Raw genomic sequence first — 24,465 nt, 5'->3', positions numbered from 1 at the left:
TATAGTATGTATTTAGTGAGGATGGACGAGATTTTACTAAACAATTCATTGAAGGTGCGAAAAAGACTCTGGGAATTGCTAAGGCTATAGGTATTAAAAAGGCAATATTAAAGTCGAAAAGTCCTTCTTGTGGTTGTGGACTTATATACGATGGAACATTTTCAGGTAATTTGATAAGAGGAAATGGTTTAACTGCAGGACTATTAATTAAAAATAATATTGAGGTGTATACAGAAAGTAATTTGGATATGTTAGGAATATAATCATAGAAAAACTAGATTTAGAGTACAAATATGGACCATTTTATGATTAATTATATTTATGAAGGAGGATAGAATGGTGAAATTAATAAAGACTACTTTAGATAATTTAAAACGTAATAATATGCAGGGATATTTTATTGAAGATAGTAAGGACTTATTTCCTCTTTTAGATAAATTGATTTTGCAAGGGAGTACTGTTGGAAGTGGTGATTCTGTTACATTGGAACAATTGGGAGTTTTTGATTTTATTAGGAAGGGAAATTATATATTTTATGACAAACATATAGAGAATTTAACTTCCATTGAAAAAAGAGAGCTTTATATTAAAAATTTTTCAGTAGACAACTTTATTACTGGATGTAATGCAATAACAGTTAGCGGAGAGCTAGTTAATATTGATGGAAATGGAAGCAGGGTTGCTCCTATGATATATGGACCATCACAAGTAATTGTCATAGTAGGTAAAAATAAAATTGTAAACAATATAAATGAAGCCATAGAAAGAGTACGTCAGATTTCAGCACCATTAGATGCCAAGAGATTAAAAAAAGAAACTCCTTGTACTAAATTAGATAGATGTATTGACTGTAAACATCCACAACGAATTTGTAATAGTTTTGTAGTTATTGCAAGACAATTTGATTATGAAAGAATAAAGGTAATCATTATAAATGAAGATATGGGATATTGAAAACCATAGGTTAATAAACATATAATAATAAACATATTTATCAGTAAAATAAAGAATGGTAGAGTAACACTATTAAATGAATTGAATTTAAAATATTGAGATTTTTCGAAAGAACAGAATAAGGTGAGAACATGGAACCTAAGAAAATATTAAATATTATAGTTGAAAGATATAAAAGTATATTAGATAAAAACCTTGTTGGCATATATTTACATGGTTCCTTAGCCATGGAATGTTATACAAATGAAAGTGATATAGATTTAATTGTTGTAGTAAAAGAACCTATGAGTATTCCAGATAAGAAGGCTATTATTGATTCAATAATAACCTTAGATAATTTGCCAAGAAAAGGTGTAGAAATGAGTATTGTCTTAGAAAAGTATACAAAAGATTTTATATACCCCACACCGTTTGAATTGCATTATTCAAATTCTTATAAATATAGATATTTGGTTGATAGTAATTATCTTTGTGAAAATTCTATAGACAAAGATTTGGCTGCACATTTTACAATCATTAAACATAGAGGTATTTGTCTGTATGGTGAAAGGATTGAAGAAGTATTTGCAGATGTACCAAGAGAATATTATATACACTCAATTGTTAATGATATAGAAAATGCTGAGAAAGATATAATGGAAAATACAGTTTATATTATTCTAAATTTATGTAGAGTATTGTACTATATAAAGGAAAATATAATTTGCTCAAAACTAGAGGCTGGAAATTGGGCTAAGGAAATAGTGCCACAAAAATATAAAAAATTGTGGAAGATGCTGTTAATGTATATACTAATAGATTAGATCAAATTGAACATAAGGGCAATATATTAGAAGAATATGCCATCTATATGTTAAAAGAAATAAAAAATCATTTTTAATAAGGAGCTATATAGAGGGAACCATCACTTTGAATTTCAGCATAGAACACATCCTTTATATTACTAATATTTTGAGCATCAAGTTCTTTTTCTAACCATTCAATACTTAGACCAAGGGGTTTTAGGTTTTGATATACTATTTTACCATCTACAATGATTTGTGATGGTAAATATTTAGGATTAGAAGTAGGAATATCCATATCTGCTCTAGTTAAACTTAAATTAGATTGCTTCTTTAGTACACTTAATCTGCCATTTGGCTCTAAAATAGCATAATCTACTTCCTCAATGGAGAAAATACTTTGTTCTCTAAGCATCATAGACAGTTCTTCCATGCTTATCCTAGTAATTTTTAGAGATTTTTTTTGCAATATTCCATTTTTAATTAAAATTGTAGGTTGCCCATCAATGAGTAATCTAAGTTTTGCAGATTTCAAGGTACCATAAGCTAATAGAGCAGTTAAGGTACACCATAATACTAAACCTATGGCTTCGTCTATGATAGAACCATTATCAGTTATAACTATATCGGCAGCTATGGAACCAATGGTTATTCCCGTAACATAATGGAAAAAAGTCATTTGACTCATTTGTTTTTTACCAAGAAATCTAGCTAAAATTAATAATAGTAAAAAAGCTAAAATTGTTTTAAGTATTATCATATTATTACCTCCATAATACATATTGTTAGCATGATTTGATTATTTATTATATAATAAAGAACTAAAATAAATTAAGTATCAAATTGATATATAAAAATTATCCTTAATAAAGGAAGGAGCAGATATAACTATGGAAATAAAGGAAGTAAAAATAGAAATCTATATTCCAGAAGAATATATTATAGAGTTAAGGGATGAACTTAATAAAGTAAATGCCTGTAGAGTAGGAAATTATGACAATTGCATGTCTATAACTAATGTTAAGGGATATTGGAGACCATTAGAAGGAACTAATCCTTATAGTGGACAAGTTGGACAAATTTGTGAAGGTAAGGAATGTAAGGTTGAAGTAAGGTGTAAAATGGAGTATATAAAAAATGCAATAGAAGCTATAAGAAGGATTCACCCATATGAAGAACCATTATTTAATATAGTTCCCATTATAAATAATATGTTTGAATAATAGAAGTGAATTTTTTATAAATAGAACATGTTGAAATCGAAAGAAAACCTAAATTAAAAAAGTATGTAATTAAAAGAAAGATTACATACTTTTTTAATTTATTATTTAGAAAAGAAGGAATTTAACAAATTTTATAGAATTAATAGTTATATATAAGTTTTATTATAAGATAAAGAAGTCTTGAACAGTGTATGTAGTAATGGTATTAAGTAAAAATAATTAGTTTGTTATTATAGATAAGGCTTATTATGGAAGGACAAGAAGATTGAAAACTTTTATAATAAAAATTCTATAATTTAAGGTGAAAGGGGTTTTAGAATGGAAGTAATTGAAACGATTTATAAGAGAAGAAGTATAAGACATTATTTAGATAAGAAGGTTGAAAAAGATAAAATTATAACCTTGTTGAAAGCTGCTACAGCAGCACCTACAGCGGCAAACTGTCAACCATGGGAGTTTATAGTTATTGATGAGGAGGAAAAACTTTCTCAATTAAGAGATAAATTGATTTTTGCTAGATATAATGCACCTGTTGCCATTGTTGTATGTGGAAATATGAAATTAGCCTTTAAAGGTCCATCCCAAGAAATGTGGGTGCAAGATTGTAGCGCTGCAATAGAAAATATCTTAATCGCAGCCACAAGCATTGGCCTTGGTTCAGTTTGGATAGGAATATATCCTTTAGAAAGCAATATAAAACCATTAAAAAAAATACTGAATATACCTGAATATGTTACTCCTTTAGGTATTGTATATATTGGATACCCTGCAGAAGAAAAAGAGGCCAGAACACGATTTAATGAAAAGAGAGTATATTGGCAGGAATATGAACCTGACCGCAAACATAGAACAAAAGATAAGTCGGTTATAGGACATTACTAGATTGCTATCCATCTTATAAATAATATGCTTGAATAAGAAAAAATTAAAACAGAGAGAGGTTAGACAATGCAAAAAAATTTATATTCACACGAATTAAATAATGAGTATATAGAATTTCGATTATTATCAGATGGTGATTCAGTTGAAGAATTAACACAACTTCTAAACAAATCCTATAAGACTTTAGCTGATATGGGACTTAATTATGTGGCAGCTACACAGGATTCTAGTATAACATTAGATAGAATAAATAAGGCCTATAAATGTTATGTGGGAATATATAAAAATAAAATAGTTTCAACAATATCTCTATATAAGCCAGAAGCTTCAGATGGAAATAGTTGGTATAGTAAGGAATTCGTAGCCAAGATTGGACAGTTTGCAGTAGAACCTGAATTACAAAAATATGGAGTTGGCAGTAAGATGATGGATATTGTAGAAGATGAGGCAAGAAAGATGGACAATGTAAGAGAACTTGCACTAGATACGGCTGAAACTGCATATCATTTAATTGATTATTATAAAAAAAGAGGCTATAAATATATAGAAACTATTAAATGGGATGTAACAAATTATAAGAGTGTGATATTAAGCAAGGGACTATATTCTGATTAATTTATATAAAGAGGTATAGAGCTTGATTTTAAATTAGTAGAATATTCACAGATGGAAGATACTTTAAAACTTGCTGTTATTTCAACTGAATTCATTTTAAATATACTATATATTTTGGAAATTGTAGGCAATCTATGATAAAATAATGGTAAATATATGAAAAACGAGGGGGTACATAATGAACAAAAAAAGATTTTTATCAATTGCATTGATTTTAGTAGTCTTATTAAGCAGTTTTCAATTGGGAGTTGCAGTAGATTTAGATAACTTGACTCAGTACGAAATGAACATTACTTTAAATAATAAGGTTCATACTGTAGAGGGAGAACAAAAGGTTATTTTTACTAATACTTATAATGCGGACTTGAAAAATCTAGTTTTTCATCTTTATCCTAATTCCTATGAATCATATGAGACCTTACCAGCTATAGGTGGTATGTATCTAATGGAAGGAGAGGAAATTCCTAAATTAGCAGAGGAAGAAAAAGGTTATATTAAGATAGAAGATGTCCATATTAATGATAAAAAAGTTAAGTATACAGATGATAATCAAATATTAAAAATAAATATGGATAGACCATTAAAAAAAGGTGAAAAGGCAGAGATAAAAATTGAATTCACTATAAAAATTCCTGAAGGATACCATCGTCTTCATCATCTAGAAGGAGTTTATTCCTTGACAAATTGGTATCCAATACTGTCTATATATAATGAGAAAGATAGAAAATGGGATGAGAATCCCTTTAACCCTATAGGAGAGTCTAATTATAGCCATGTTTCAAACTATAATGTTGATATAACTGTACCTAAGAATATGGTAATCGCTCCAACTGGAACCATAATAGAGGAGAAAGAAAATGGTGCAAATAAGACCGTATCCATAAGGGCTGAAAAGGTTAGAGATTTTGTTGTTTTTATGAGTGATAAATATAAAGTAAAAACTAAAAAAGTAGATGATATTAAAATTAGTAATTATTATATTGTAGAGGAAGGTAAAAAAGATAGTAAAACTGCAGATATGATATTAGATGAAGTAGCTAAGACTGTAAGGTTTATGAACAAAACCATAGGGAAATATCCTTATGATGAGTTGAAAATAGCAGAAACATATTTAAGTGGAGGGGCTATGGAGTACCCTCAGGCAATACAAATGGGAGGATATTGGGACATGGAAGATATTAATATAGAAGAGAGTGCTCCATTCCTAATAGAAGCTGCCGTTCATGAAACGGTTCATCAATGGTGGTATGTAACAGTGGGAAACAATGAATTCAAGGAACCTTTTTTAGATGAGTCCTTAACTGTATTTACTACTGCATACTACTTTGAAAAAGAATATGGAAAAAGTCATGAAAATGGAATTGATTTTGCCATAAGAAATTCAATGTATCCATCAAATATAATGCCACTAAATACCAATGTAGATGAATTTAAGGATTGGGGAGACTATAGTGAAGCTATATATAGAAGGGGACCTGCTTTCTTTGAAGCTCTGAAACAAAAAGTAGGAGAAGAAAAATTCACTGAAATATTGAAGACTTATTTTGAAACGTATAAGTTCAAAAATGCAACAATAGAAGGATTATTAGATGTGATAGAAAAAGTAGCAGGAAAAGATATAAGGAATTCTATGGAGGAGGCAGTAACACAGCCTAATTATTTTCCTAATGATATTGAATTAACTCAAGAAGAACAAGAAGCTTACTATAGAAATCAGCACAAACGATATTTAAGAGAATCAGAAAAAGTAAATGGATTGATAATGGGTAGTATAGCCTTGAGGGCTTTAGATGAAGAGACCGTAATAGTAGTAAAGCCAAAATATTTAAGTGAAAGAGACTTAATGAATTTTGAAGAATTTACCCAAATGCTAGTAAATGATAGAATGAGTGGATATGATTCAAATATGAAAATTAAAGAAGAAAAGGATTTAACAGAAGAGGATAAACAAAACAATTTAATATTAATTGGATATCCAAATAAACATAGTGTGATTAAAGAAATGAATCCTGAATTACCTATTAAACTAGATGAAGAAACTATTAATATAAATGAGATATCCATTAAAAATCAAAATGTTACAGGAAGTTTTATAGCAGAAAACCCAAATAATAAAGATAACTTGGTGCTAGTAATATTTTTATATGAGGATACTGCTTCTGAAGAGAATTTAGGAAATGATGAATTTATTATATACGAGAATTCATTATACAGATATGATCCAATGTATACTAATGATAAGCAGTTCATAATAAATACTAAAAATACGGAAATCCAAGGGAAATACAAATAGCACAAATAATTTATATTGTGTAAAGTTATAAAATAGAGGTAAGCTTAGCTTACCTCTATTTAAAATGCTGGAACTACAGCACCATCATAATTATCTTCTATATATTTTTTAACCTTTTCAGATTGTAATGCTTTAAGAAGTTTATTAAATTTATCCTGAGATTCTTCACCAGTTCTTACTGCTATAAGATTAGCATAAGGAGATTCCCCGTCTTCTATTAAAAGACCATCTTTTACAGGATTAAGTCCACCTTCAAGAGCATAGTTTCCATTTATTATGGCACCATCAACACTGTCTAAGGAGCTTGGAAGAAATGCTGCCTCAAGAGCTTGAAATTTAAGATCTTTAGTATTACTTATTATATCTGTTTTTTCATTAGCTTCATAGCCAATGCCTTCTTTTAATTCTATTAATCCATTAGCTTCAAGTAAAAGTAATGCTCTACCACCATTTACAGTATCATTTGGAATAGCTATTGTGGCACCATTGGGAACTTCATCTATAGATTTATATTTTGATGAATAGAATGCCATTGGTTCCACATGGATTTTGCCTAATACAGTTAAGTCCAACTTTTCCTTTGCCTTAAAATCATTAAAATAAGGTTCATGTTGGAAAAAGTTAGCATCTAAATCTCCATCATTAAGAGATAGGTTTGGTGTTATATAATCTGTAAACTCAACTATTTCAACTTCAATACCTTCTTTCTTTAAATCATCTACAACTAATGAAACCAATTTTGCATGTGGGTCTGGAGATACTCCGATTTTAATTTTTTCTACATCGGCTACTTCAGCAGGTTTTTTGCTGCAACCTACTAATACAGATAGTGATAATACTACTACTAATACAATTGACAATAATTTTTTCATTTTGATTCCCCCATTTATTTTTTATTTATTTTTAATGTAATATAATTACCTAAAATTTGTATTCCTTGGACTAAAACTATGATTACTATAAGAGATATAAACATTATATTTTTTTGCCACTTATATAATCCAAAGCGAACAGCCAAGTCACCTAAACCACCACCTCCTATGGCACCTGCCATTGCTGAATATCCTATTATATTTATTATAGTTAGAGTTATCCCAGATACTATTGAAGGTAAGGACTCTGGTATAAGAACCTTTAAAATAATTTGTGGAACTGTAGCCCCCATAGCAAGGCTGGATTCAATTATGCCTTTATCAATTTCCTTTAAGCTTCCTTCCATAATCCTAGCCACAAAAGGAGTTGCAGATATGGATAGGGGAACTATGGTTGCTGTTGTACCTATTTTTGTACCTACTATGAGTTTTGCCAAGGGAAAGGCTAAAATCATTAAAATAATAAAAGGTATAGACCTCATTACATTTATAATACTATTTAAAATTTTGTTGAAATTAGGTCTTTCCCAGATACTATTTTTTTCAGTAATTACTAATAAAATTCCCAAAGGAAAACCTAATAATAATGAAAATACTGTTGAGAAAAATACCATATATAGAGTTTCAAATAAAGAAGGTATAACTAATTCTGCCATTATATCACCTCCACATGGACATCTTCATTTTTCAGGAATAAGAAAACTTTATTTATTTCTTCATCTTCTCCAATTAATTCTAAGACTAAATGACCTACATTAGTTGATTGTAATTTATTAATATTTCCTGACAATATATTTATATCAATATTAAAATTCCTTATGACTTTAGATACAATAGGTTTTTTTGCACTATTTCCAAGGAAAGAAAGTCGAATGAGTTTTCCTTGGAAATCATTTGGGTGTATAATTTCGTCTTCTATATTTCCTTGTAATGAATTGATGAATGTTTTTGCAATTTTTGTTTTAGGTTCTTTAAATAGATTTTCCACAGTATTTTCTTCTATAACTTGCCCATTTTCCATAATAGCAACTCTATCACAAACTTCTTTTACAACTTCCATTTGGTGAGTTATCATGACTATTGTTATATTTAACTCATCTCTTATTTTCTTCAATAAATTTAATATGGATTTTGTAGTCTTCGGGTCTAATGCAGAAGTACCTTCATCACTAAGAAGTATCTTAGGATTATTTGCAATGGCACGAGCAATGGCTACCCGTTGCTTTTGTCCACCACTTAATTCACTTGGATAACTATGTTTTTTATCCTTTAAATCAACATATTCTAAAAGCTCATTTACTCTATTATCAATTTTAGCTTTATCCATTTTCTCCAACTGTAGAGGAAGAGCAATATTATCATAAACATTTTTTTGAGATAATAGATTAAAATGTTGAAAAATCATTCCGATTTCTTTTCTCTCTTTCCTTAAATCCTTTTTATCTAAGTTTATTAAATCTACACCATCAATTAATATATGTCCCTCTGTTGGCTCTTCAAGCCTATTTAAACAGCGGATTAAAGTAGATTTACCAGCACCGCTTAAACCAATGATGCCAAAAATTTCTCCTTTATTGATTTTTAAAGAAACATTTTTAACAGCATCAATTTCAGTTGTAGAATTGCTAAATTTTTTGCTAACATTAGATATTTCAATCAAGAACATAACCCCCTTATGAAAAACAATAAAAAAAGCTTTCATCTCTTTGCAAAAAGCAAAGGGACGAAAGCTTCGTGTTACCACCCTAAGTTTATACTGAACCTCACGATACAGTACCTTATTAAGTACGTCACAAATATGTGATTATACTCTAGCACTATAACGTGTGCATACGTGAATGTCTAAAGTCAACTTCGACAATCAAACTCCGAGACCATATTCAGCTTACTATCCTCTGCTTCTTCTCACCAATTAGAAGCTCTCTGTATGAGTATTCATAAACTTACTCTTCTCTTCAAAGTCATTCTTAATATTAATTTAAAATTCTAACAGCATATTTCAAATTTGTCAACAATAATTTTTATGTTTTTTTAATTTTATACACTTTTATTATATTTTATGACTATTATTTATCTTCTTTCCATTCTATTATACCATTCCAGTCCTCCAATTTCTCCAGAAGTAACAATATTAGAAAATTGGGATGAGAATAGATTATTGTAAAATCCTATATAAGCATCTGGTGGTCTTATATCTGTTTCATCATGACTCATATAATCTGTATTTTCTAAATTCTCATTTTCAAAATAATTATAAAACTCTAAAGGATCGTTTGTATTGGGAATTCTCATAAATTTTACACCTCCTAAATTTAGTTTTTCCTTTTTAACCTTATATATTTAAACATCTTTTGGTAGAATAAAAAATTAAATTTAACAAATAATATTAAAGGATTGAAAACAAATCATTTTGAAAGGAGTGTAATTATGGCACTTAAAAACACATTAAATTTAAGTAATTTAACTTATCAGGAACTTAATTCAGTAAAGGAAATTGCAGGAGAACACTTAACTATGAGTTGTAAATTTGAAGATTATGCGAATCAAGTTCAAGACCCACAATTAAAACAAATGTTTCAACAAGCAAGTAGCGATGCTAAAATGACAGCTACAAATTTAATCAACTCATTATAAAAGGAGGTAGGAGAAATAATGCAAGAAAGAGATATAGTTAATGATATTCTAGGTGGAACTAAAGCAAGTATAAACTGTTATACTACTGCTATACAAGAATGTGCAAACCAACAATTAAGATCAACTTTACAAACATTAAGAGATGAAGCAGAGCAAATGCAATATCAATTATATCAAATAGCTGAACAAAAAGGATATTACACTCCAGCACCGACAGCTAAATCAAATGATATAAATCAATTAAAAACTACTTTAACATCTGCAGTAAATAGTACGTCATCAGGAAATCAAATGCAATAGTTAAATAAGAACTCCATTTAGGAGTTCTTATTATTTGAATTCATAAATAAAAAAATCTCTTATTGACTTTTCCTATATTTTATGTTAATTTTATTAGTGATAAATAAATACCTTTAATCTAATCCTGTGAGATTAGGAAGGACAGCGGAGATAAAAATAGTACATGATATTCTTGTGCCTTCCTTTATGGAGGGCATTTTTTGACGCTAATCCTTTAAAGATCTTATAGACTATAAGGAGGCATTAAAATGTTAAAAGGAAGAAATTTAATTGACCCACAAGATTTTACAGTGGAAGAACTAGAAGACATTTTTAAATTAGCAGAGGAAATTATAGACAATCCAGAGGACTTTATACATTTATGTGATGGGAAAGTACTGGGGACTTTATTCTTTGAACCTAGTACAAGAACTAGATTAAGCTTTGAAGCTGCAATGCTTAGATTAGGCGGCAAGGTAATAGGTTTTTCAGAACCAAATTCAAGTTCCGTGTCTAAAGGAGAAAACCTAGCAGATACCATAAGAACAGTTGCAGCTTATGCAGATATTATTACTATGCGTCATCCAAAAGAAGGAGCACCTAAATACGCATCATATTATTCAGATGTACCTTTAATCAATGCAGGAGACGGAGGACATCAACATCCAACTCAAACACTTACAGACCTTTTAACAATTAAAGTTGCAAAAGGTAGCTTTTCAAATTTAACCATAGGACTATGTGGAGATCTAAAATTTGGTCGTACGGTTCACTCTTTAATAAAAGCAATATCAAGATATGAAAATATAAAATTTATATTAATATCCCCAAATGAATTGCAAACCCCAGAATATATTAAAACAGAAATTCTTCATAAGAAATCTTTAGATTATGTAGAAGTAGAAAGACTTGAAGAAGTCATAGATAAGCTTGATATTTTATATATGACTAGAGTACAAAAAGAACGTTTCTTCAATGAAGCTGACTATATAAGACTAAAGGATAGTTATATATTGGATAATGGAAAATTGAAAACTGCTAAAAAAGATTTAACAATTCTTCATCCACTACCAAGGGTAAATGAAATAAGCATGGAAGTAGATAATGATCCTAGAGCATGGTATTTTAGACAGGCTAAATATGGAATGTTTGCTAGAATGGCATTAATTGCTAAACTATTGGGGGTGAAATAATGTTAAGTATAAATAGTATTTCAAAAGGAATTGTAATAGATCACATTAAACCAGGATATGGAATTATAATATTTAAACATCTAGGACTTGATAAGGCAGATTTTACTGTAGCGTTAATAATGAACGCTGTAAGTTGCAAACAAGGTCGTAAAGATATTATAAAAATTGAAAATGAAATAGATATAGATTTGGCAATGTTAGGATTTATTGACTCAAATATTACTGTAAATATAATAGAAAATGAAAAAATAAGGGAGAAAATAAATTTATCATTACCAGATAAAGTAGAAGGAATTATAGAATGTAAGAATCCCAGGTGTATAACTTCAGTAGAAAGAGGAATAGTTCATAAATTTGTATTACTTGATGAAAAAGAGGGAACATATAAATGTGAATATTGTGATCAGATATATTCTTGGGAGGGTTAAAATGGAACTTTTAATAAAATCCGTCAGAATAGTAGATGAATCTAAGGATTTCATCGGAGATTTATATATTAAAGATGGAGTAATAAAGGATTTTGCTGACAAATTAGATTATAATTGTAGAAAGATAGATGGAGAAGGCTTGACTCTTATGCCTTCTTTCATAGACCTTCATGTTCACTTTAGAGAACCGGGATTTACTCATAAAGAAGATTTATTTAGTGGAGGATTGGCAGCCCTAAAGGGTGGGTATACTGTAGTTAACTTAATGGGAAATACAAACCCTATATGCAGCTCTATGGATATAGTTGAATATGTGCTAAATAAGGCCAAGGAGCTAGATTTAGTAAATGTTCATCAAACTGTCTCTATTACTAAAGACTTTGATGGAGAAACCTTGGAGCATTTAGATACTTTAGATAGTAGAGTAAAGTTTATATCAGATGATGGCAAAGGTGTAACATCCAATATAGTAATGTATAATGCCATGATAAAGGCAAAGGAAAAAGGATTAACAATAATTACCCATGCAGAAGATGATGATTTAACAGAGATAGACTATAGAATATCAGAAAATATCATTACTATTAGAGATATATATTTATCTAAGGTAACAGGTGGAAAATTACATTTAGCTCATGTAAGCACCATAGAAGCCATAGATGAAATTAGAAGGGCTAAAAAAGAGGGAGTAAATGTGACCTGTGAAGTAACACCACATCATATTGCACTTTATGACAATGATTATAGGGTAAATCCACCTATTAGGACAGCGAAAGATAGAGATGCAATTATTGAAGGAATAATAGATGGAACAGTAGATACAATAGCAACAGACCATGCGCCTCATACTAAAGAGGACAAAGAAAAAGGAGCACCAGGTTTATCTGGAATAGAAACATCTTTTTCGGTGACCTATACTAATCTAGTGAAATCTGGAAAAATAGATTTAATGAAATTATCTAAATTAATGTCAGCTAATGCTGGAAGGATAATGGAGGTTAAAAAAGGCAGAATAGAAAAAGGATATATTGCTGATTTAGTCCTTATAGATTTAAATAAGGAGATTACAATAGACAGTAATACATTCTTATCTAAGGGAAAAAATACTCCCTTTGATGGTATGAATTTCTACGGTGAAGTAATCATGACTTTAAAAGATGGAGAGACAAAGTATGTAAATAAAGAGTATAAAAACTAGGAGTGAAGATATGATAATAGATAAACTTTACAAAGAAGTACAAGCTAAAGGAAATGTCTGTATTGGACTAGACACACATTTAGATTATATTCCTGAGGATATAAAGCTGAAATATAAGGATGTAGATGAAATAATCTTTAGATTTAATAAAAAAATAATAGATTGTACAGAAGATATTACAGCAATTTATAAACTTCAAATAGCATATTACGAAGCTTATGGAATTAAGGGGTTAATAGCCTATAAAAAGACCTTAGAATATTTAAGGAGTCTAAAGGCTCTAACCATAGGAGATATAAAGCGTGGAGATATTCAATCTACGGCAGATATGTATGCAAAGGGGCATTTTGAAGGAGATTTTGAAGTGGACTTTATTACCCTTAATCCATATATGGGATTTGATAGCATTACACCTTATTTCAAATATTTAGATGAAGGAAATAAAGGCATATTTGTACTTCTTAGAACATCTAATCCAGGGGCTAAAGACATTGAATACTTAGATGTAAACGGAGAAAAACTTTATTATCATATTGGAAATAAATTAGAAGAATTAGGAACTAAATATATGGGGCAATTTGGATATAGTTTAATAGGTGGAGTAGTAGGAGGCACTCATACAGATGAGGCAATAGAAATAAGAGAAAGATACAAAAATATGTATTTTTTAATTCCTGGATATGGTGCACAAGGAGCTAAAGGACAAGATGTAAATCTTTATTTAAATAATGGGAACGGCGGAGTTGTAAATTCTTCAAGAGGAATAATAACAGCATATAAAAAGCATGAAGATGGCATCGGAAATTTTGAAAAATATACAAGAGAAGCAGTATTTTCCATGAGGGAGGACATAGGCTATGAAAAGTAGCTATAAAGATGGGATTATTGAATCTAATATAGAAATCAGTGAAAATATATACGAGATTATCCTTAATGGAGACTTTCAAGGTTTTCCAGGACAATTCTATATGATTAGAGGTTGGGAAGCTTTAGATCCATTTTTATCAAGACCTATTTCTATTGCAGATTTAAATAATGGTAAAATTACATTTTTATATGAAGTTAAAGGTAGAGGAACTCATATTATATCTAAGCTTAAAAAAGGAGATAAATTAAGTATACTAGGACCATTGGGCAATGGATTTAATATAAATACAAAGGGAAAAATTGCTTTAATATCTGGTGGAATAGGTATTGCACCAATGTTATATCTGGCTAAAAGCCTTAATATAAATGTAGATTTATACTGTGGCTTTAGAGATAAACCATATTTTTTAGAAACCATAGGACAATATGTAGATAATATATTTGTGGCAACAGATAATGGTGTAGAAGGACACAAAGGTTTTGTAACTGAATTATTTAATCCTATGGAATATGATTTAGTTTATACCTGTGGTCCAACTCCTATGATGAAAGTAGTAATGAATATATGTAAAGGAAAAGTACCTTTATATATTTCAATGGAAAATAGAATGGCTTGTGGAATAGGTGCTTGTCTTGGATGTACTGTGGAGACCATAAGGGGAATAGAAAGAGTATGTAAAGAAGGACCAGTATTTAAAGGGGAGGAGATAACTATTGACTAAGGTAAATATCTGCGGAATAGAATTTAAAAATCCTGTCATAGCTGCATCTGGTACCTTTGGATTTGGGAGAGAATTTGAGGAGTATTTTTCTATAGAAAAATTAGGTGGTATTTCTACTAAGGGACTTACATTAAATAAAAGGGATGGAAATAAAGGCATAAGAATTCATGAAACACCATCAGGGCTAATGAACAGCATAGGATTACAAAATCCTGGAGTAAAGGGATTTATCGAAGAAGAATTGCCATTTATGGAGAAGAAAGATACTGTAATATTGGCTAATTTAGGTGGTAGCACCATAGATGATTATTTAGAAGGAATAGAACTTTTAAATGAAACTTCAGTTCATATGATTGAACTAAATATTTCATGCCCCAATGTAAAGGAAGGCGGAATGGCATTTGGCATAAAATGCAATACTGCATCAGAAGTAGTAAAGAAGGCCAAAAGTATATCGAAAAAACCAATGATAGTAAAATTGTCTCCCAATGCTGAAAACATAAAAGAAATGGCTTATGCCTGTGTGGAAGCTGGGGCAGATGGACTGTCACTTGTAAACACATTTAATGCACTTGCCATAGATATTTATAAAAGGAAACCTATATTTAATAATATAACAGCAGGATTATCAGGACCATGTATTAAACCAATAGCTTTAAGGATGGTATATGAAGTAAGCAAGGTAGTGAACGTTCCAATAATAGGTATAGGAGGAATAATAAGTTCTGAGGATGCTATAGAATTTATTATGGCAGGAGCCACTGCCATTCAAGTAGGTAGCGGAAACTTTATTAATCCTAATATTTCTATAGATATTATTCATGGGATTGAGAGGTTTATGGAGAAAGAAGGAATTAAATCGTTGGAAGAAATCAGAGGAATAATTTAAAAACAGTGAATAGTTATTCACTAAATCAAGGGAGGAAAAAATATGATTATTGATTTACTTAAAGAATCAGATGCTTTACTTGAAGGACATTTTTTACTATCTTCAGGTAAACATAGCGATAGATATGTACAATGTGCAAAACTATTGCAATATCCAGATAAGGCAGCAAAAGCAGTATCATTTATTGTTGAAAAAGTTAAGGATTTGGATATAGATATAGTAGTGGGACCTGCCATGGGTGGAATTATAGTGGCTTACGAACTAGGTCGCCAATTAGGTAAACCTGCTGTATTTACTGAAAGAGAAGATGGGGAAATGAAGTTAAAAAGAGGATTTCATATAGAAAAGGGACAGAGAGTGATTATATCTGAAGATGTAGTAACTACTGGAAAATCAGCTTATGAAGCTATTAAGGTAGTAGAAGAACATGGAGGAATAGTAGTAGGCATAGCTTGTATTGCCAATAGGTCTAAAGGAGATATTAAATATCCTATTTATGGAGGAACTGATTTAGAAATAAAAACATATGATAAAGAGGAATGTCCTTTATGTAAAGAAGGACTAGAGATAGTAAAACCTGGAAGTAGAAAGATATAGTGATGCATGAGATGAATTCTCATGCAGTACTACGGCAAGGGAAGTAAGTTGACTTTCTTTAAATGATAATATAATTTCAACATTGCTTTAATACATAATCGAATATTAGAAAGATTCATCTAATTTTAACTAGATGAATCTTTTTTGTTAAGAACTTATATTAATTGTTTTTGATATATTATATTCAATCAATACCTTATATAATAAAATTTGAGTTGTATATTATAATGGATGGTACTTTCAAATATCGAGCAGTTATTAGCTCACGAGATTAATGGGAAAAACAAGAAAATGAAATATAGGAGTGAGGTAGGGTTATGTTAATCCGTAAATTATATGATGAGGAATTATATAAGGCTGTTGATTTACTAATTGAATGTTGGAATGATGATTATAGGGGAGTTGTTCTGACTAATACGATAGATAGAGAAGAAAAACTGAAATATCTTACGTCATGGATAAACGAAAAATATGATGATATAAGGCGGATTTATGGAGCTTTTGATGGAGAAAAATTTGCTGGTTTTGTAGGAGCAAGTATAGCGGAGAGGGAAGACAGTGATGATGGAGTAGAACTAAGTTATCTGTTTGTAAAACGGGAATATCGGAGACGTGGACTTGGTATTAAATTGATTAAAAGCATAGTAGATGAATTTAAGGTGTACGGATTTAGAGAGCTAATAGTGTATAATTGGCATGAAGTATCTTCTAATAAATACTATTTATATCTAGGTGGAAAAGTAAAAAAGCAGGTTGTTCAATCTCCTAAAGGGAAAGATACATTAGTTGACGTATTTGTTTGGAATTTAGCAGATATTATCAAAACATTAAATGACATGTTATATGCAAGAGATGTTCAGCATGGTGGGCTTCATGTGAAGAAAAAGCTTGATGAAAGCATCATAATCACAACAGACTGTTCGAATGATGACTATGATTGTGTTTGTAAAGGACTATTTAAACATAATGTAATGAAGACAGAAGGAGTATTAAGAAAGCCGGGTATTGATATTAATTTATATCTTAAAACTTCTGATGAAGAAACAATAGGAGCAATCTTATGTGATACTTTTAATTATTGCATGTATATTGATGTAATGTGGATTAATGAAAAATATAGAGGAAAAGGATACGGCAGGATATTGATTACTGAAGCAGAGAGAATGGCTAGAGAATATGGATGTATTTTTGCCCATACGTGTACATTTAGTTATCAATCACCATGGTTCTATAAAAGATGTGGATATGAGGTATTCTCTATACTAGATGATTACCCTGATGGTATAAAGCAGTACTTTTTAAAGAAAAGGTTCTAGGATAAATATGAGTTTCAGGGAAGAAAGAGGGAAACTATGGATATTGAAATTGTTAAAGTAAAAGAGGAAGAAAAAGAAATATTAGCACATTTAATTGAATTATATGAATATGACTTTTCGGAGTATGAAAATAATGATGTGAATTTTTTGTAATGAAGAAGTATCGCAGAAAGGGAATTGGAAGATATGCTGCCAAAAAGGTAGTTGAGCTGCACCCTGGAAAATGGGAATTAACGGTTCATCCTAATAATCAGGCATCGCATGTTTTTTGGGAAGCAGTAATAAAAGAAATCGTAGGTGAAGACTTTAATAAGTATTTAGATGTTAAAGATGTTTATGATGATACATTGGCAACTGCTTATACTTTTAGCAATAGATGAAATACAATTTAAATATTTCCTTTTAAAAGCACGTCACTTATATCAATACTGGTATAATGTCGTGCTTTTAACAAAACATCGAACTAAAAATATTTATTATTATCACTTATATATATTTGCTTTTTCAAAGAATATATTATAATATAAAAATATGATTTTTAACGATATAATAAATTTATAAGGTGGTGTTTTCAATGTACTTAAAGAATTATAAAACCGGCACATCCTCCATGCAAAGTCATACAAGATAAACGGTGGCAATTAGTTTGTATGGAGTAAAATGGTATGATTGCCAATATTCATTCTAACTTGTTTATGAATAAGTTGTTTATAATGTAGACTTTGCGTCCTTAGAACAAAATTTTTTAAGGGGTGAGGTTAGAATGAAATATATTAAAGCAAATAATATTTTCCCAGAAGAATTATTAGAACAAATACAAAAATATGTACAAGGGGAATTAGTATATATTCCTAAGCCAGAAGGGGTTAGAAAGAAATGGGGAGAAAATTCAGGTCATAGAGTATATTTAGATCATAGAAACAGCCAAATTCGTGAAAAGTTTCTTGTGGGATTATCTATGGATGAACTGTCAGAGGAATTTTGCCTTTCCATTGAAAGTATTAAAAGAATTGTTTATTCTAAATAAAATATTAAAAAGATTCATCTAACTTTAATTAGGTGAATCTTTTTTGTTAAGAACTTATATTAATTGTTCTTGATATATTATATTCAGCCAATGCTCTATATAATAAAAATTAAGAAATCATATATTTTAAAACTTATATTTATGGAGGATAAATAAATGAAAGAAATTGATTTAAACAAACATGCTTGGGGCCAAGTATCGAAAGATCATTATGAAGCATTTAAAAAAAAGCTATTAAATGAGACCCATGAGTTTAATATGTATATAAAAAATGAAATTGGTGATTTAAAAGGCAAAAGGGTTATACATCTTCAATGTAATACAGGAGCTGACACAATACTTTTAGCAAAGATGGGAGCAAGAGAAGTAATAGGTGTTGATTTAGTACCAGATAATATTTTTTATGCTAAAAGGCTTGCCAATGATCTAAATGTAGAAAATATTGATTTCATTGAGTCTGATATTATGACATTAATGGAAAAACATAATGAAAAATATGATGTAGTTTTTGTTTCGGAAGGTGCTATTGGTTGGCTTCCAGACCTGAATAAGTGGGCAAAAACGATTAGACATCTTTTAAACGATAATGGATTTGTTTACGTTTTTGATTCTCATCCGTTTTTCTTGACCTTTAATACAGATAAACTTGCGAAAAATGAAATGGAGATTCAGTATCCCTACTTCAGCAAAATTCCTGATGAGGAAGATTCAATTGGTGGATATGTTTCAGCACCCAAACATGGTGTAAAAGCATATTTTTGGATGTACACAGTTTCTGACATCATTAATGCTCTTACAAATGCTGGTTTGCATATAAATTACTTTAATGAATATAAGGAAAACTTCTTCAATGCTGGGGGCATGAAAAATGTAGGGAATGGATTGTTTAATCTTGAATATAATGTTGATAAATTTCCGATGTCATTTAGCATAAAAGCCACTGTTTATTAGTTAAGTCATAATAACTCGTTATATAGAAATACAAATACTAAAAGCTATAGGATTTCTGAAATCTCATAGCTTTTAGTGCTTTGTTTTTGAGTAAATAATGGAAGGAGTATTAACTTAACAGAATATAACCTTGGAAATTATTTATTATTTTTTGTTTCTTTATATAAATCTGAACCAATAGTTTCATCTTTATCTTTAACTATAGAATCTAATAGATTTCCATTGGTCCCAAGCAATACATCTTCTGGTATGCTTATAAAACTACCTCGTGGTGGAAAATCTTCACTATTTCGATAAAATCCTGTTTTTTTCCAATCCTCATTATCATTGGAAATGTTGGAGTTTGTTTTGTTGACAGGTTCAGTATAATAAGGTTGATTAAATTTATGTTTATCTTTCAAATAAATCACCTCCATATAATAATAGTATTTACAAGATAACAATTAATATTAAGGAAAAGTTTTCTATAATGTGTTATTAACATATTTAATTTTTATATTAACAATTTTAAAGTATAAATTAAATATGTTAATTAATGTGTTGACAAAATTAACAAAATATACTAATATCATATTAGGAAATAAAAAGTAAGATAATTTTGAATTATAAAACGGGGGTATAATATGAAAGAACTTTTAATGAAACGGAAATCACGATTTATGATGTACATATTGGCTTGTTTTATACCAGTGTTAGATAGTACTTTAGTAAATTTAGTTATGTCAATGATAATAGGTAGTATTCAAGTAGGTACAAAGGAAAACTTCATTAAGGTTTTATGGCTTTCATTGGGAGTTATAATATTAGGTGCTATATTATATATCATATCTAGATTTATGAGAATATCCTATATGAGAGACACATTACTTGATGTTAGACTTTTAGCCTTTCATAAGATATTAAACTCATCTTATAAAGAATTTAGTAAAAAGTCTAAGGATACTTATATTTCAAATTTAATCAACGATATTAATTTATTTGAAAGCAATTTTTTCTTACAACTTATTAATGTAATATATCGTGGAGGTATATATGTAGTATCTCTGACTATTATAGCTTTTTTAGATTTAAAGTTCGCCATAGGTGCATTTGCAATTTCAATATTTTTATTCTTAATTAGTAAGACCTTTGAAAAAAAGACAATATCTCTTCAGGAAGAAGTATCAGAATATAATGAAGATTTTGCTGTAAATATATCCAATACATTTAATGGATTAGAAATATTGAAATTAAACAATATTGAAGATCAATTTCTTTCAAAATCATTGAAATCCATTATAGGACTTGAGAAAAAGAAATTTAGTTACAATGTTTATACAGATAGTCAAAGAAGAGTTATGGAGTTCTTAGGATTTGGATTTGTAATGATTGCTCTAGTATATTTATCCACTTTAATGAGTAAAGGAATATCTTTAACTAAAATTACTTATATGTTTCAATTGTCCAACGGCTGTATATGGAATATTACATCTATTTTACCTTTATTTAATCAATTGAAATCATCAGCTAAAATATTTGATAAAATCACAAAAGTAGATGAGGAAAATTCAACAGCAGTAGATAAAGAAAAAGATTTTGTATTTACAGATAAAATCAAAGTAAAAGATTTATATTTTGAATATGATGGAAAAGAAATACTTAAAGATGCCTCTTTTACCATAGAGAAGGGGAAAAAGTATTTGCTTAAAGGAGCCAGTGGTGCAGGTAAATCTACTTTAATTAAACTTTTATCCATGACTTATGATGATTATAAAGGTGAAATAATAGTAGATAATGTGTCCTATAAAGATATAAAAGAATCCAGCTTAAATGACAAGGTTTCCTTTATATATCAAGATGTGTTCTTATTTGAAGATACTATCTACAATAATATAGCTTTATATAAATCTTATGAGGAAGAAAGAATTTTAAGAGCCGCAAATCAAGCGGGGTTAGATGGACTTATTGGAAAAAAAGAAAATGGAATAAATGAAATGCTGATGGAGAATGGAAAGAATCTATCTGGTGGAGAAAGACAAAGAATTTCTATTGCAAGAGCCATAGTAAAAGATTCAGAGATACTATTTGTAGATGAGGGGACATCAAGCCTTGATGAAGAATTAGGCAGAAAGGTAGAAGAAACTATTCTTTCCTTGGATTGTACAGTTATTGCCATATCCCATAGATATTATGAAGGAATAACAGAGAAATATGACTATGTATTGGAAATTAAAAATCAGCATATCTACAAATATGATTCAAAAGAATATTTTATGGAGGTGGCAATATGAAGAAAACCATAAGGAAATCTATGATATATTTGATTTTAGCATTTTTAGTATTGACTATTGGAATCTCCATAGATGGATATGTGAGTATCAGCATGATGAAAATAATAGACTCAGCCTTAGAAGGCAATATGACGTTGTTTAAAAGTGAAGCTGTGAAAATATTTATACTTATTGGATTATCACTTCCATTTAGTATTTTGATTTCATATACAAGAGGATTATACATATATAAATCCTTAGTAAAAACAAAGATAACTTATATGGAAAGATTATTTGCTAAAAATATAAATGAGTTTCAAGCTGAGAATAATGGAGTATACTTATCATCTATGACTAATGATATGAACAATATAGAGAAAAAATATTTAGAAGGAATATATGAAGTTGGAAATAGTTTTATTGGTTTTTTAATATCATTTATAGTTATAGCTTCTGTAAGTCCATGGGCTTTGTTTATTGGAATCGGTATATCTGTAGCATCTGTTGTTTTATCAATGATAGTAGGAAAACCATTACAAAAACATGAAAAACATAGGGCAGAATTATTTGAAGGATATACATCATATATAAAAGAAGTTCTTGGAGCCTTTCAAATAATTAAAGCTAATAATTTAAATGAAAAAGTAAAAGATGATTTTTATAATAAAAGTAAAGATATTCAATATAAGGGATATACAATAGATAAAATTCATACTTATACTCTGTCTATACAACAGTTTATAGTATATGCTTCTACCTTTTCTATTTTACTTATATCAGCGTTTATGGCAATAAAGGGTTCCATTACTACAGGAGCAGTTATTTTAATAATAAATAATATGGGCAGAGTAATATTTCCACTGATGAATTTAGGAGAGTGGTTTCCAAAAATATTTTCAGTAAAATCATTATTTACAAAACTAGATCATAGTCTTGAAAATCATGAGGATTACGAGGAAACAACGGAGTTAAATAATTTTAAAAATACAATAGAATTTCAAAATGTATTCTTTAGCTATGATAATAAGGAGATTTTAAATGATATTAGCTTAAATATTACTAAAGGTGAAAAATATTTGGTAATAGGACCTAGTGGCGGTGGTAAATCTACTTTGCTTAAACTTTTAAGGAAATACTTTAACCCTACCAAAGGTAAAATATTAGTAGATGGAAATGACTTAAAGGATCTTAAGAAGGAGAGCTATTTTAAAAATATTTCCAATGTAGAACAACAAGTATTTTTATTTGAAGATACCCTCCGTAACAATATTGCTTTATACAAAGACTATAATGATGATGAGATTAATCTTGCAATAGATAAAGCTGGTCTAAAAGACTTTTTAAAGGCTTTACCAAATGGATTAGATACTATGATTTATGATAATGGAAAAAATATTTCTGGAGGAGAACGGTCTAGAATAGCCATAGCAAGAGGACTTCTAAATAAGTCAGATATAATATTTCTTGATGAGGCATTTGCAAGTTTAGATAGTAATGTAGCAAGGGAAATAGAAAATACATTACTTGATTTAGAAGGAGTGACCATAGTAAATGTAAGTCATGTAATATTTGAAGAGACTAAGAATAGATATAATAAAGTTTTTACAGTAAAGAATAAGGCTGTTATATAAATAGGCTAGAGTAGAGGACTCTAGCTTATTTTTATGACCTAACCCAGTGAACGAACGTAGTGAGTGAACTGTAGGTAGGTCAAAGGTAACGAGCAAATAGATTTGAGTTTCGAGACTGTGGAATATAACAGATAGAAAAGGCTTCTCAAATAGGTCTAAAGAAGCCTTTTTTATATATTTCTAGAAATAAAGATTATATTGTTTGAAAAAGATTATAAAAATGAGTAAAATGATATATGGGAGTGATAAAATTGTTTAATAGAAATATGAACTTAGATAATTTAGATAAAGATATATTACTTAAAAATAAAATACCATTATTATATAGTGAACCTAGCTGGACTAAACTATTTGGAAATGTAGATAACAAGAAAATTGAAAATGCTAAAGAAGAACTTATGGAACTAGTATCTAGAGAAAAGGAACTGGAGATACAAAATAAAGAATTACAAAAACAAAAGCTAAGGTCTATGAAAATGATTCTTGGAATATCTGATTCTGTCAACAATGAAAGTAAAGTTGAAAATATAGGACTTTTAGATGAATATAAAGAACAAATACTACAAATAAATCAGGCTTTAGATGAATTGACATTTCAACTTGAAACTATTCCTAAAGAAATAAGAGAAAGCAATCTACAGTTACTTAAAGCAACAATTGAGTACAGCTACAGTGAGTTGAAGATTAGGGAAAAGTTTGTAAAGGAAGCCAATAGCGAAATAGAGACTTTGAGAGCAAGATTAAAGATTTTAATAGACACAAAACATAACTATGAAGAGTGGATAAATGAAACTTACACTTTTTTACATGGAGTTTTGGGCTCTGAGGAGATAGAAAAAATTGATAAAGAGAGATTAAAATAA

Annotated in this window: 28 protein-coding genes, 1 pseudogene and 1 other annotated feature; of the genes and pseudogenes, 23 read left to right on the top strand and 6 right to left on the bottom strand. The window is 29.3% G+C overall.

All coding sequences use genetic code 11. The features are described 5' to 3' along the window. Nucleotides 1-20: 20 nt before the first annotated feature. The 3 genes and pseudogenes from FYJ83_RS05920 to FYJ83_RS05910 form a co-directional block, all read left to right on the top strand. Nucleotides 21-263, top strand: a pseudogene (locus FYJ83_RS05920) (2-thiouracil desulfurase family protein); the annotation flags it as partial. 73 nt (nucleotides 264-336) lie between these two features. Next, nucleotides 337-954 (top strand): lactate utilization protein, encoded by a 618-nt coding sequence (locus FYJ83_RS05915; RefSeq protein ID WP_154439412.1) that lies wholly within the window; start codon nucleotides 337-339, stop codon nucleotides 952-954. Between the two features lie 131 nt (nucleotides 955-1,085). Then, on the top strand, nucleotides 1,086-1,757 hold the full coding sequence (locus FYJ83_RS05910) for an aminoglycoside adenylyltransferase domain-containing protein (RefSeq protein WP_154439411.1): 672 nt from the start codon (nucleotides 1,086-1,088) through the stop codon (nucleotides 1,755-1,757). A gap of 73 nt (nucleotides 1,758-1,830) precedes the next feature. On the opposite strand, the gene FYJ83_RS05905 is transcribed toward FYJ83_RS05910, so the two are convergent. Next, nucleotides 1,831-2,496, bottom strand: coding sequence for a DUF421 domain-containing protein (locus FYJ83_RS05905; RefSeq protein WP_216585485.1), 666 nt, complete (start codon nucleotides 2,494-2,496; stop codon nucleotides 1,831-1,833). Nucleotides 2,497-2,626: 130 nt separating this feature from the next. Here FYJ83_RS05905 and FYJ83_RS05900 point away from each other — a divergent pair, with 130 nt between their 5' ends. The 4 genes from FYJ83_RS05900 to FYJ83_RS05885 all read left to right on the top strand — a co-directional run bounded on the left by FYJ83_RS05900 (nucleotide 2,627) and on the right by FYJ83_RS05885 (nucleotide 6,749). Beyond that, complete coding sequence (locus FYJ83_RS05900) at nucleotides 2,627-2,959, top strand: YqfO family protein (protein WP_154439409.1); 333 nt, start codon at nucleotides 2,627-2,629, stop codon at nucleotides 2,957-2,959. A gap of 318 nt (nucleotides 2,960-3,277) precedes the next feature. After that, nucleotides 3,278-3,841 (top strand): nitroreductase family protein, encoded by a 564-nt coding sequence (locus FYJ83_RS05895; protein ID WP_154439408.1) that lies wholly within the window; start codon nucleotides 3,278-3,280, stop codon nucleotides 3,839-3,841. A 66-nt stretch (nucleotides 3,842-3,907) separates the two neighbouring features. After that, a complete protein-coding gene (locus FYJ83_RS05890; RefSeq protein ID WP_154439407.1) occupies nucleotides 3,908-4,456 on the top strand; it encodes a GNAT family N-acetyltransferase in 549 nt (182 codons plus the stop codon). A 178-nt stretch (nucleotides 4,457-4,634) separates the two neighbouring features. Continuing rightward, nucleotides 4,635-6,749 carry a M1 family metallopeptidase gene (locus tag FYJ83_RS05885; RefSeq protein ID WP_154439406.1) on the top strand — a complete coding sequence of 705 codons (2,115 nt, stop codon included), beginning with the start codon at nucleotides 4,635-4,637 and terminating at the stop codon, nucleotides 6,747-6,749. 59 nt (nucleotides 6,750-6,808) lie between these two features. On the opposite strand, the gene FYJ83_RS05880 is transcribed toward FYJ83_RS05885, so the two are convergent. The 4 genes from FYJ83_RS05880 to FYJ83_RS05865 form a co-directional block, all read right to left on the bottom strand. Next, entirely contained in the window at nucleotides 6,809-7,621 is an 813-nt protein-coding gene (locus FYJ83_RS05880; protein ID WP_154439405.1) for a MetQ/NlpA family ABC transporter substrate-binding protein, read from the bottom strand. A 14-nt stretch (nucleotides 7,622-7,635) separates the two neighbouring features. Beyond that, complete coding sequence (locus tag FYJ83_RS05875; RefSeq protein ID WP_154439404.1) at nucleotides 7,636-8,277, bottom strand: methionine ABC transporter permease; 642 nt, start codon at nucleotides 8,275-8,277, stop codon at nucleotides 7,636-7,638. Beyond that, nucleotides 8,277-9,281, bottom strand: a complete 1,005-nt coding sequence (locus tag FYJ83_RS05870; RefSeq protein ID WP_195837927.1) for a methionine ABC transporter ATP-binding protein — start codon at nucleotides 9,279-9,281, stop codon at nucleotides 8,277-8,279. The genes FYJ83_RS05875 and FYJ83_RS05870 overlap by 1 nt, the downstream gene beginning before the upstream one ends. Before the next feature lie 56 nt (nucleotides 9,282-9,337). Next, nucleotides 9,338-9,589, bottom strand: a binding site (T-box leader). Nucleotides 9,590-9,691: 102 nt separating this feature from the next. Beyond that, the gene (locus tag FYJ83_RS05865) at nucleotides 9,692-9,913 is read right to left on the bottom strand and encodes a hypothetical protein (RefSeq protein WP_154439402.1); all 222 of its coding nucleotides are present in this window, start codon (nucleotides 9,911-9,913) and stop codon (nucleotides 9,692-9,694) included. A 135-nt stretch (nucleotides 9,914-10,048) separates the two neighbouring features. Here FYJ83_RS05865 and FYJ83_RS05860 point away from each other — a divergent pair, with 135 nt between their 5' ends. The 13 genes from FYJ83_RS05860 to FYJ83_RS05800 all read left to right on the top strand — a co-directional run bounded on the left by FYJ83_RS05860 (nucleotide 10,049) and on the right by FYJ83_RS05800 (nucleotide 19,722). Next, on the top strand, nucleotides 10,049-10,255 hold the full coding sequence (locus FYJ83_RS05860; RefSeq protein WP_229768505.1) for a hypothetical protein: 207 nt from the start codon (nucleotides 10,049-10,051) through the stop codon (nucleotides 10,253-10,255). A gap of 18 nt (nucleotides 10,256-10,273) precedes the next feature. Next, nucleotides 10,274-10,555, top strand: coding sequence for a spore coat protein (locus tag FYJ83_RS05855; RefSeq protein WP_154439400.1), 282 nt, complete (start codon nucleotides 10,274-10,276; stop codon nucleotides 10,553-10,555). A 248-nt stretch (nucleotides 10,556-10,803) separates the two neighbouring features. Further along, complete coding sequence (gene pyrB, locus FYJ83_RS05850; protein WP_154439399.1) at nucleotides 10,804-11,727, top strand: aspartate carbamoyltransferase; 924 nt, start codon at nucleotides 10,804-10,806, stop codon at nucleotides 11,725-11,727. Then, on the top strand, nucleotides 11,727-12,155 hold the full coding sequence (locus tag FYJ83_RS05845) for an aspartate carbamoyltransferase regulatory subunit (protein ID WP_154439398.1): 429 nt from the start codon (nucleotides 11,727-11,729) through the stop codon (nucleotides 12,153-12,155). Before pyrB ends, FYJ83_RS05845 begins: the two co-directional genes overlap by 1 nt. A gap of 1 nt (nucleotide 12,156) precedes the next feature. Continuing rightward, nucleotides 12,157-13,353 carry a dihydroorotase gene (locus FYJ83_RS05840; protein ID WP_154439397.1) on the top strand — a complete coding sequence of 399 codons (1,197 nt, stop codon included), beginning with the start codon at nucleotides 12,157-12,159 and terminating at the stop codon, nucleotides 13,351-13,353. A 10-nt stretch (nucleotides 13,354-13,363) separates the two neighbouring features. Next, nucleotides 13,364-14,221, top strand: a complete 858-nt coding sequence (gene pyrF / locus FYJ83_RS05835) for an orotidine-5'-phosphate decarboxylase (RefSeq protein WP_154439396.1) — start codon at nucleotides 13,364-13,366, stop codon at nucleotides 14,219-14,221. Beyond that, a complete protein-coding gene (locus FYJ83_RS05830; RefSeq protein WP_154439395.1) occupies nucleotides 14,211-14,942 on the top strand; it encodes a dihydroorotate dehydrogenase electron transfer subunit in 732 nt (243 codons plus the stop codon). Before pyrF ends, FYJ83_RS05830 begins: the two co-directional genes overlap by 11 nt. After that, nucleotides 14,935-15,831 (top strand): dihydroorotate dehydrogenase, encoded by an 897-nt coding sequence (locus FYJ83_RS05825; RefSeq protein WP_154439394.1) that lies wholly within the window; start codon nucleotides 14,935-14,937, stop codon nucleotides 15,829-15,831. The genes FYJ83_RS05830 and FYJ83_RS05825 overlap by 8 nt, the downstream gene beginning before the upstream one ends. A gap of 42 nt (nucleotides 15,832-15,873) precedes the next feature. Then, the gene (pyrE, locus tag FYJ83_RS05820; protein ID WP_154439393.1) at nucleotides 15,874-16,428 is read left to right on the top strand and encodes an orotate phosphoribosyltransferase; all 555 of its coding nucleotides are present in this window, start codon (nucleotides 15,874-15,876) and stop codon (nucleotides 16,426-16,428) included. A 317-nt stretch (nucleotides 16,429-16,745) separates the two neighbouring features. Then, nucleotides 16,746-17,744: a GNAT family N-acetyltransferase gene (locus tag FYJ83_RS05815; protein ID WP_154439392.1), complete on the top strand. Its 999-nt coding sequence runs from the start codon at nucleotides 16,746-16,748 to the stop codon at nucleotides 17,742-17,744. A gap of 152 nt (nucleotides 17,745-17,896) precedes the next feature. Next, nucleotides 17,897-18,124: a GNAT family N-acetyltransferase gene (locus tag FYJ83_RS05810; RefSeq protein WP_154439391.1), complete on the top strand. Its 228-nt coding sequence runs from the start codon at nucleotides 17,897-17,899 to the stop codon at nucleotides 18,122-18,124. A gap of 383 nt (nucleotides 18,125-18,507) precedes the next feature. After that, complete coding sequence (locus FYJ83_RS05805; RefSeq protein ID WP_154439390.1) at nucleotides 18,508-18,771, top strand: CD3324 family protein; 264 nt, start codon at nucleotides 18,508-18,510, stop codon at nucleotides 18,769-18,771. A 156-nt stretch (nucleotides 18,772-18,927) separates the two neighbouring features. Continuing rightward, entirely contained in the window at nucleotides 18,928-19,722 is a 795-nt protein-coding gene (locus FYJ83_RS05800; RefSeq protein ID WP_154439389.1) for a class I SAM-dependent methyltransferase, read from the top strand. 137 nt (nucleotides 19,723-19,859) lie between these two features. Here the strand turns inward: FYJ83_RS05800 and FYJ83_RS05795 are convergent, their stop codons facing one another. Then, complete coding sequence (locus tag FYJ83_RS05795) at nucleotides 19,860-20,123, bottom strand: hypothetical protein (RefSeq protein WP_154439388.1); 264 nt, start codon at nucleotides 20,121-20,123, stop codon at nucleotides 19,860-19,862. Between the two features lie 222 nt (nucleotides 20,124-20,345). Between FYJ83_RS05795 and FYJ83_RS05790 the strand changes: the two genes are divergently transcribed. The 3 genes from FYJ83_RS05790 to FYJ83_RS05780 all read left to right on the top strand — a co-directional run bounded on the left by FYJ83_RS05790 (nucleotide 20,346) and on the right by FYJ83_RS05780 (nucleotide 24,465). Next, entirely contained in the window at nucleotides 20,346-21,992 is a 1,647-nt protein-coding gene (locus FYJ83_RS05790) for an ABC transporter ATP-binding protein (protein WP_154439387.1), read from the top strand. After that, nucleotides 21,989-23,602, top strand: coding sequence for an ABC transporter ATP-binding protein (locus FYJ83_RS05785; protein ID WP_154439386.1), 1,614 nt, complete (start codon nucleotides 21,989-21,991; stop codon nucleotides 23,600-23,602). The genes FYJ83_RS05790 and FYJ83_RS05785 overlap by 4 nt, the downstream gene beginning before the upstream one ends. Before the next feature lie 251 nt (nucleotides 23,603-23,853). Continuing rightward, nucleotides 23,854-24,465, top strand: a complete 612-nt coding sequence (locus tag FYJ83_RS05780) for a coiled-coil domain-containing protein (RefSeq protein ID WP_154439385.1) — start codon at nucleotides 23,854-23,856, stop codon at nucleotides 24,463-24,465.

The sequence above is a fragment of the Tissierella pigra genome (assembly GCF_009695605.1).
Taxonomy (GTDB): domain Bacteria; phylum Bacillota; class Clostridia; order Tissierellales; family Tissierellaceae; genus Tissierella; species Tissierella pigra.
The sequence above is the reverse complement of the archived record's forward strand: the minus strand, read 5'-3'. Positions and strand labels throughout refer to the sequence as shown.

What these genes read in the sequence shown, in the direction of transcription:
- FYJ83_RS05915 (WP_154439412.1), top strand. Translation starts at nt 337, where the DNA reads ATGGTGAAATTAATAAAGACTACTTTAGATAATTTAAAACGTAATAAT.
- FYJ83_RS05910 (WP_154439411.1), top strand. Translation starts at nt 1,086, where the DNA reads ATGGAACCTAAGAAAATATTAAATATTATAGTTGAAAGATATAAAAGT.
- FYJ83_RS05905 (WP_216585485.1), bottom strand. Translation starts at nt 2,496, where the DNA reads ATGATAATACTTAAAACAATTTTAGCTTTTTTACTATTATTAATTTTA.
- FYJ83_RS05900 (WP_154439409.1), top strand. Translation starts at nt 2,627, where the DNA reads ATGGAAATAAAGGAAGTAAAAATAGAAATCTATATTCCAGAAGAATAT.
- FYJ83_RS05895 (WP_154439408.1), top strand. Translation starts at nt 3,278, where the DNA reads ATGGAAGTAATTGAAACGATTTATAAGAGAAGAAGTATAAGACATTAT.
- FYJ83_RS05890 (WP_154439407.1), top strand. Translation starts at nt 3,908, where the DNA reads ATGCAAAAAAATTTATATTCACACGAATTAAATAATGAGTATATAGAA.
- FYJ83_RS05885 (WP_154439406.1), top strand. Translation starts at nt 4,635, where the DNA reads ATGAACAAAAAAAGATTTTTATCAATTGCATTGATTTTAGTAGTCTTA.
- FYJ83_RS05880 (WP_154439405.1), bottom strand. Translation starts at nt 7,621, where the DNA reads ATGAAAAAATTATTGTCAATTGTATTAGTAGTAGTATTATCACTATCT.
- FYJ83_RS05875 (WP_154439404.1), bottom strand. Translation starts at nt 8,277, where the DNA reads ATGGCAGAATTAGTTATACCTTCTTTATTTGAAACTCTATATATGGTA.
- FYJ83_RS05865 (WP_154439402.1), bottom strand. Translation starts at nt 9,913, where the DNA reads ATGAGAATTCCCAATACAAACGATCCTTTAGAGTTTTATAATTATTTT.
- FYJ83_RS05860 (WP_229768505.1), top strand. Translation starts at nt 10,049, where the DNA reads ATGGCACTTAAAAACACATTAAATTTAAGTAATTTAACTTATCAGGAA.
- FYJ83_RS05855 (WP_154439400.1), top strand. Translation starts at nt 10,274, where the DNA reads ATGCAAGAAAGAGATATAGTTAATGATATTCTAGGTGGAACTAAAGCA.
- pyrB (WP_154439399.1), top strand. Translation starts at nt 10,804, where the DNA reads ATGTTAAAAGGAAGAAATTTAATTGACCCACAAGATTTTACAGTGGAA.
- FYJ83_RS05845 (WP_154439398.1), top strand. Translation starts at nt 11,727, where the DNA reads ATGTTAAGTATAAATAGTATTTCAAAAGGAATTGTAATAGATCACATT.
- FYJ83_RS05840 (WP_154439397.1), top strand. Translation starts at nt 12,157, where the DNA reads ATGGAACTTTTAATAAAATCCGTCAGAATAGTAGATGAATCTAAGGAT.
- pyrF (WP_154439396.1), top strand. Translation starts at nt 13,364, where the DNA reads ATGATAATAGATAAACTTTACAAAGAAGTACAAGCTAAAGGAAATGTC.
- FYJ83_RS05830 (WP_154439395.1), top strand. Translation starts at nt 14,211, where the DNA reads ATGAAAAGTAGCTATAAAGATGGGATTATTGAATCTAATATAGAAATC.
- pyrE (WP_154439393.1), top strand. Translation starts at nt 15,874, where the DNA reads ATGATTATTGATTTACTTAAAGAATCAGATGCTTTACTTGAAGGACAT.
- FYJ83_RS05815 (WP_154439392.1), top strand. Translation starts at nt 16,746, where the DNA reads ATGTTAATCCGTAAATTATATGATGAGGAATTATATAAGGCTGTTGAT.
- FYJ83_RS05810 (WP_154439391.1), top strand. Translation starts at nt 17,897, where the DNA reads ATGAAGAAGTATCGCAGAAAGGGAATTGGAAGATATGCTGCCAAAAAG.
- FYJ83_RS05805 (WP_154439390.1), top strand. Translation starts at nt 18,508, where the DNA reads ATGAAATATATTAAAGCAAATAATATTTTCCCAGAAGAATTATTAGAA.
- FYJ83_RS05800 (WP_154439389.1), top strand. Translation starts at nt 18,928, where the DNA reads ATGAAAGAAATTGATTTAAACAAACATGCTTGGGGCCAAGTATCGAAA.
- FYJ83_RS05790 (WP_154439387.1), top strand. Translation starts at nt 20,346, where the DNA reads ATGAAAGAACTTTTAATGAAACGGAAATCACGATTTATGATGTACATA.
- FYJ83_RS05785 (WP_154439386.1), top strand. Translation starts at nt 21,989, where the DNA reads ATGAAGAAAACCATAAGGAAATCTATGATATATTTGATTTTAGCATTT.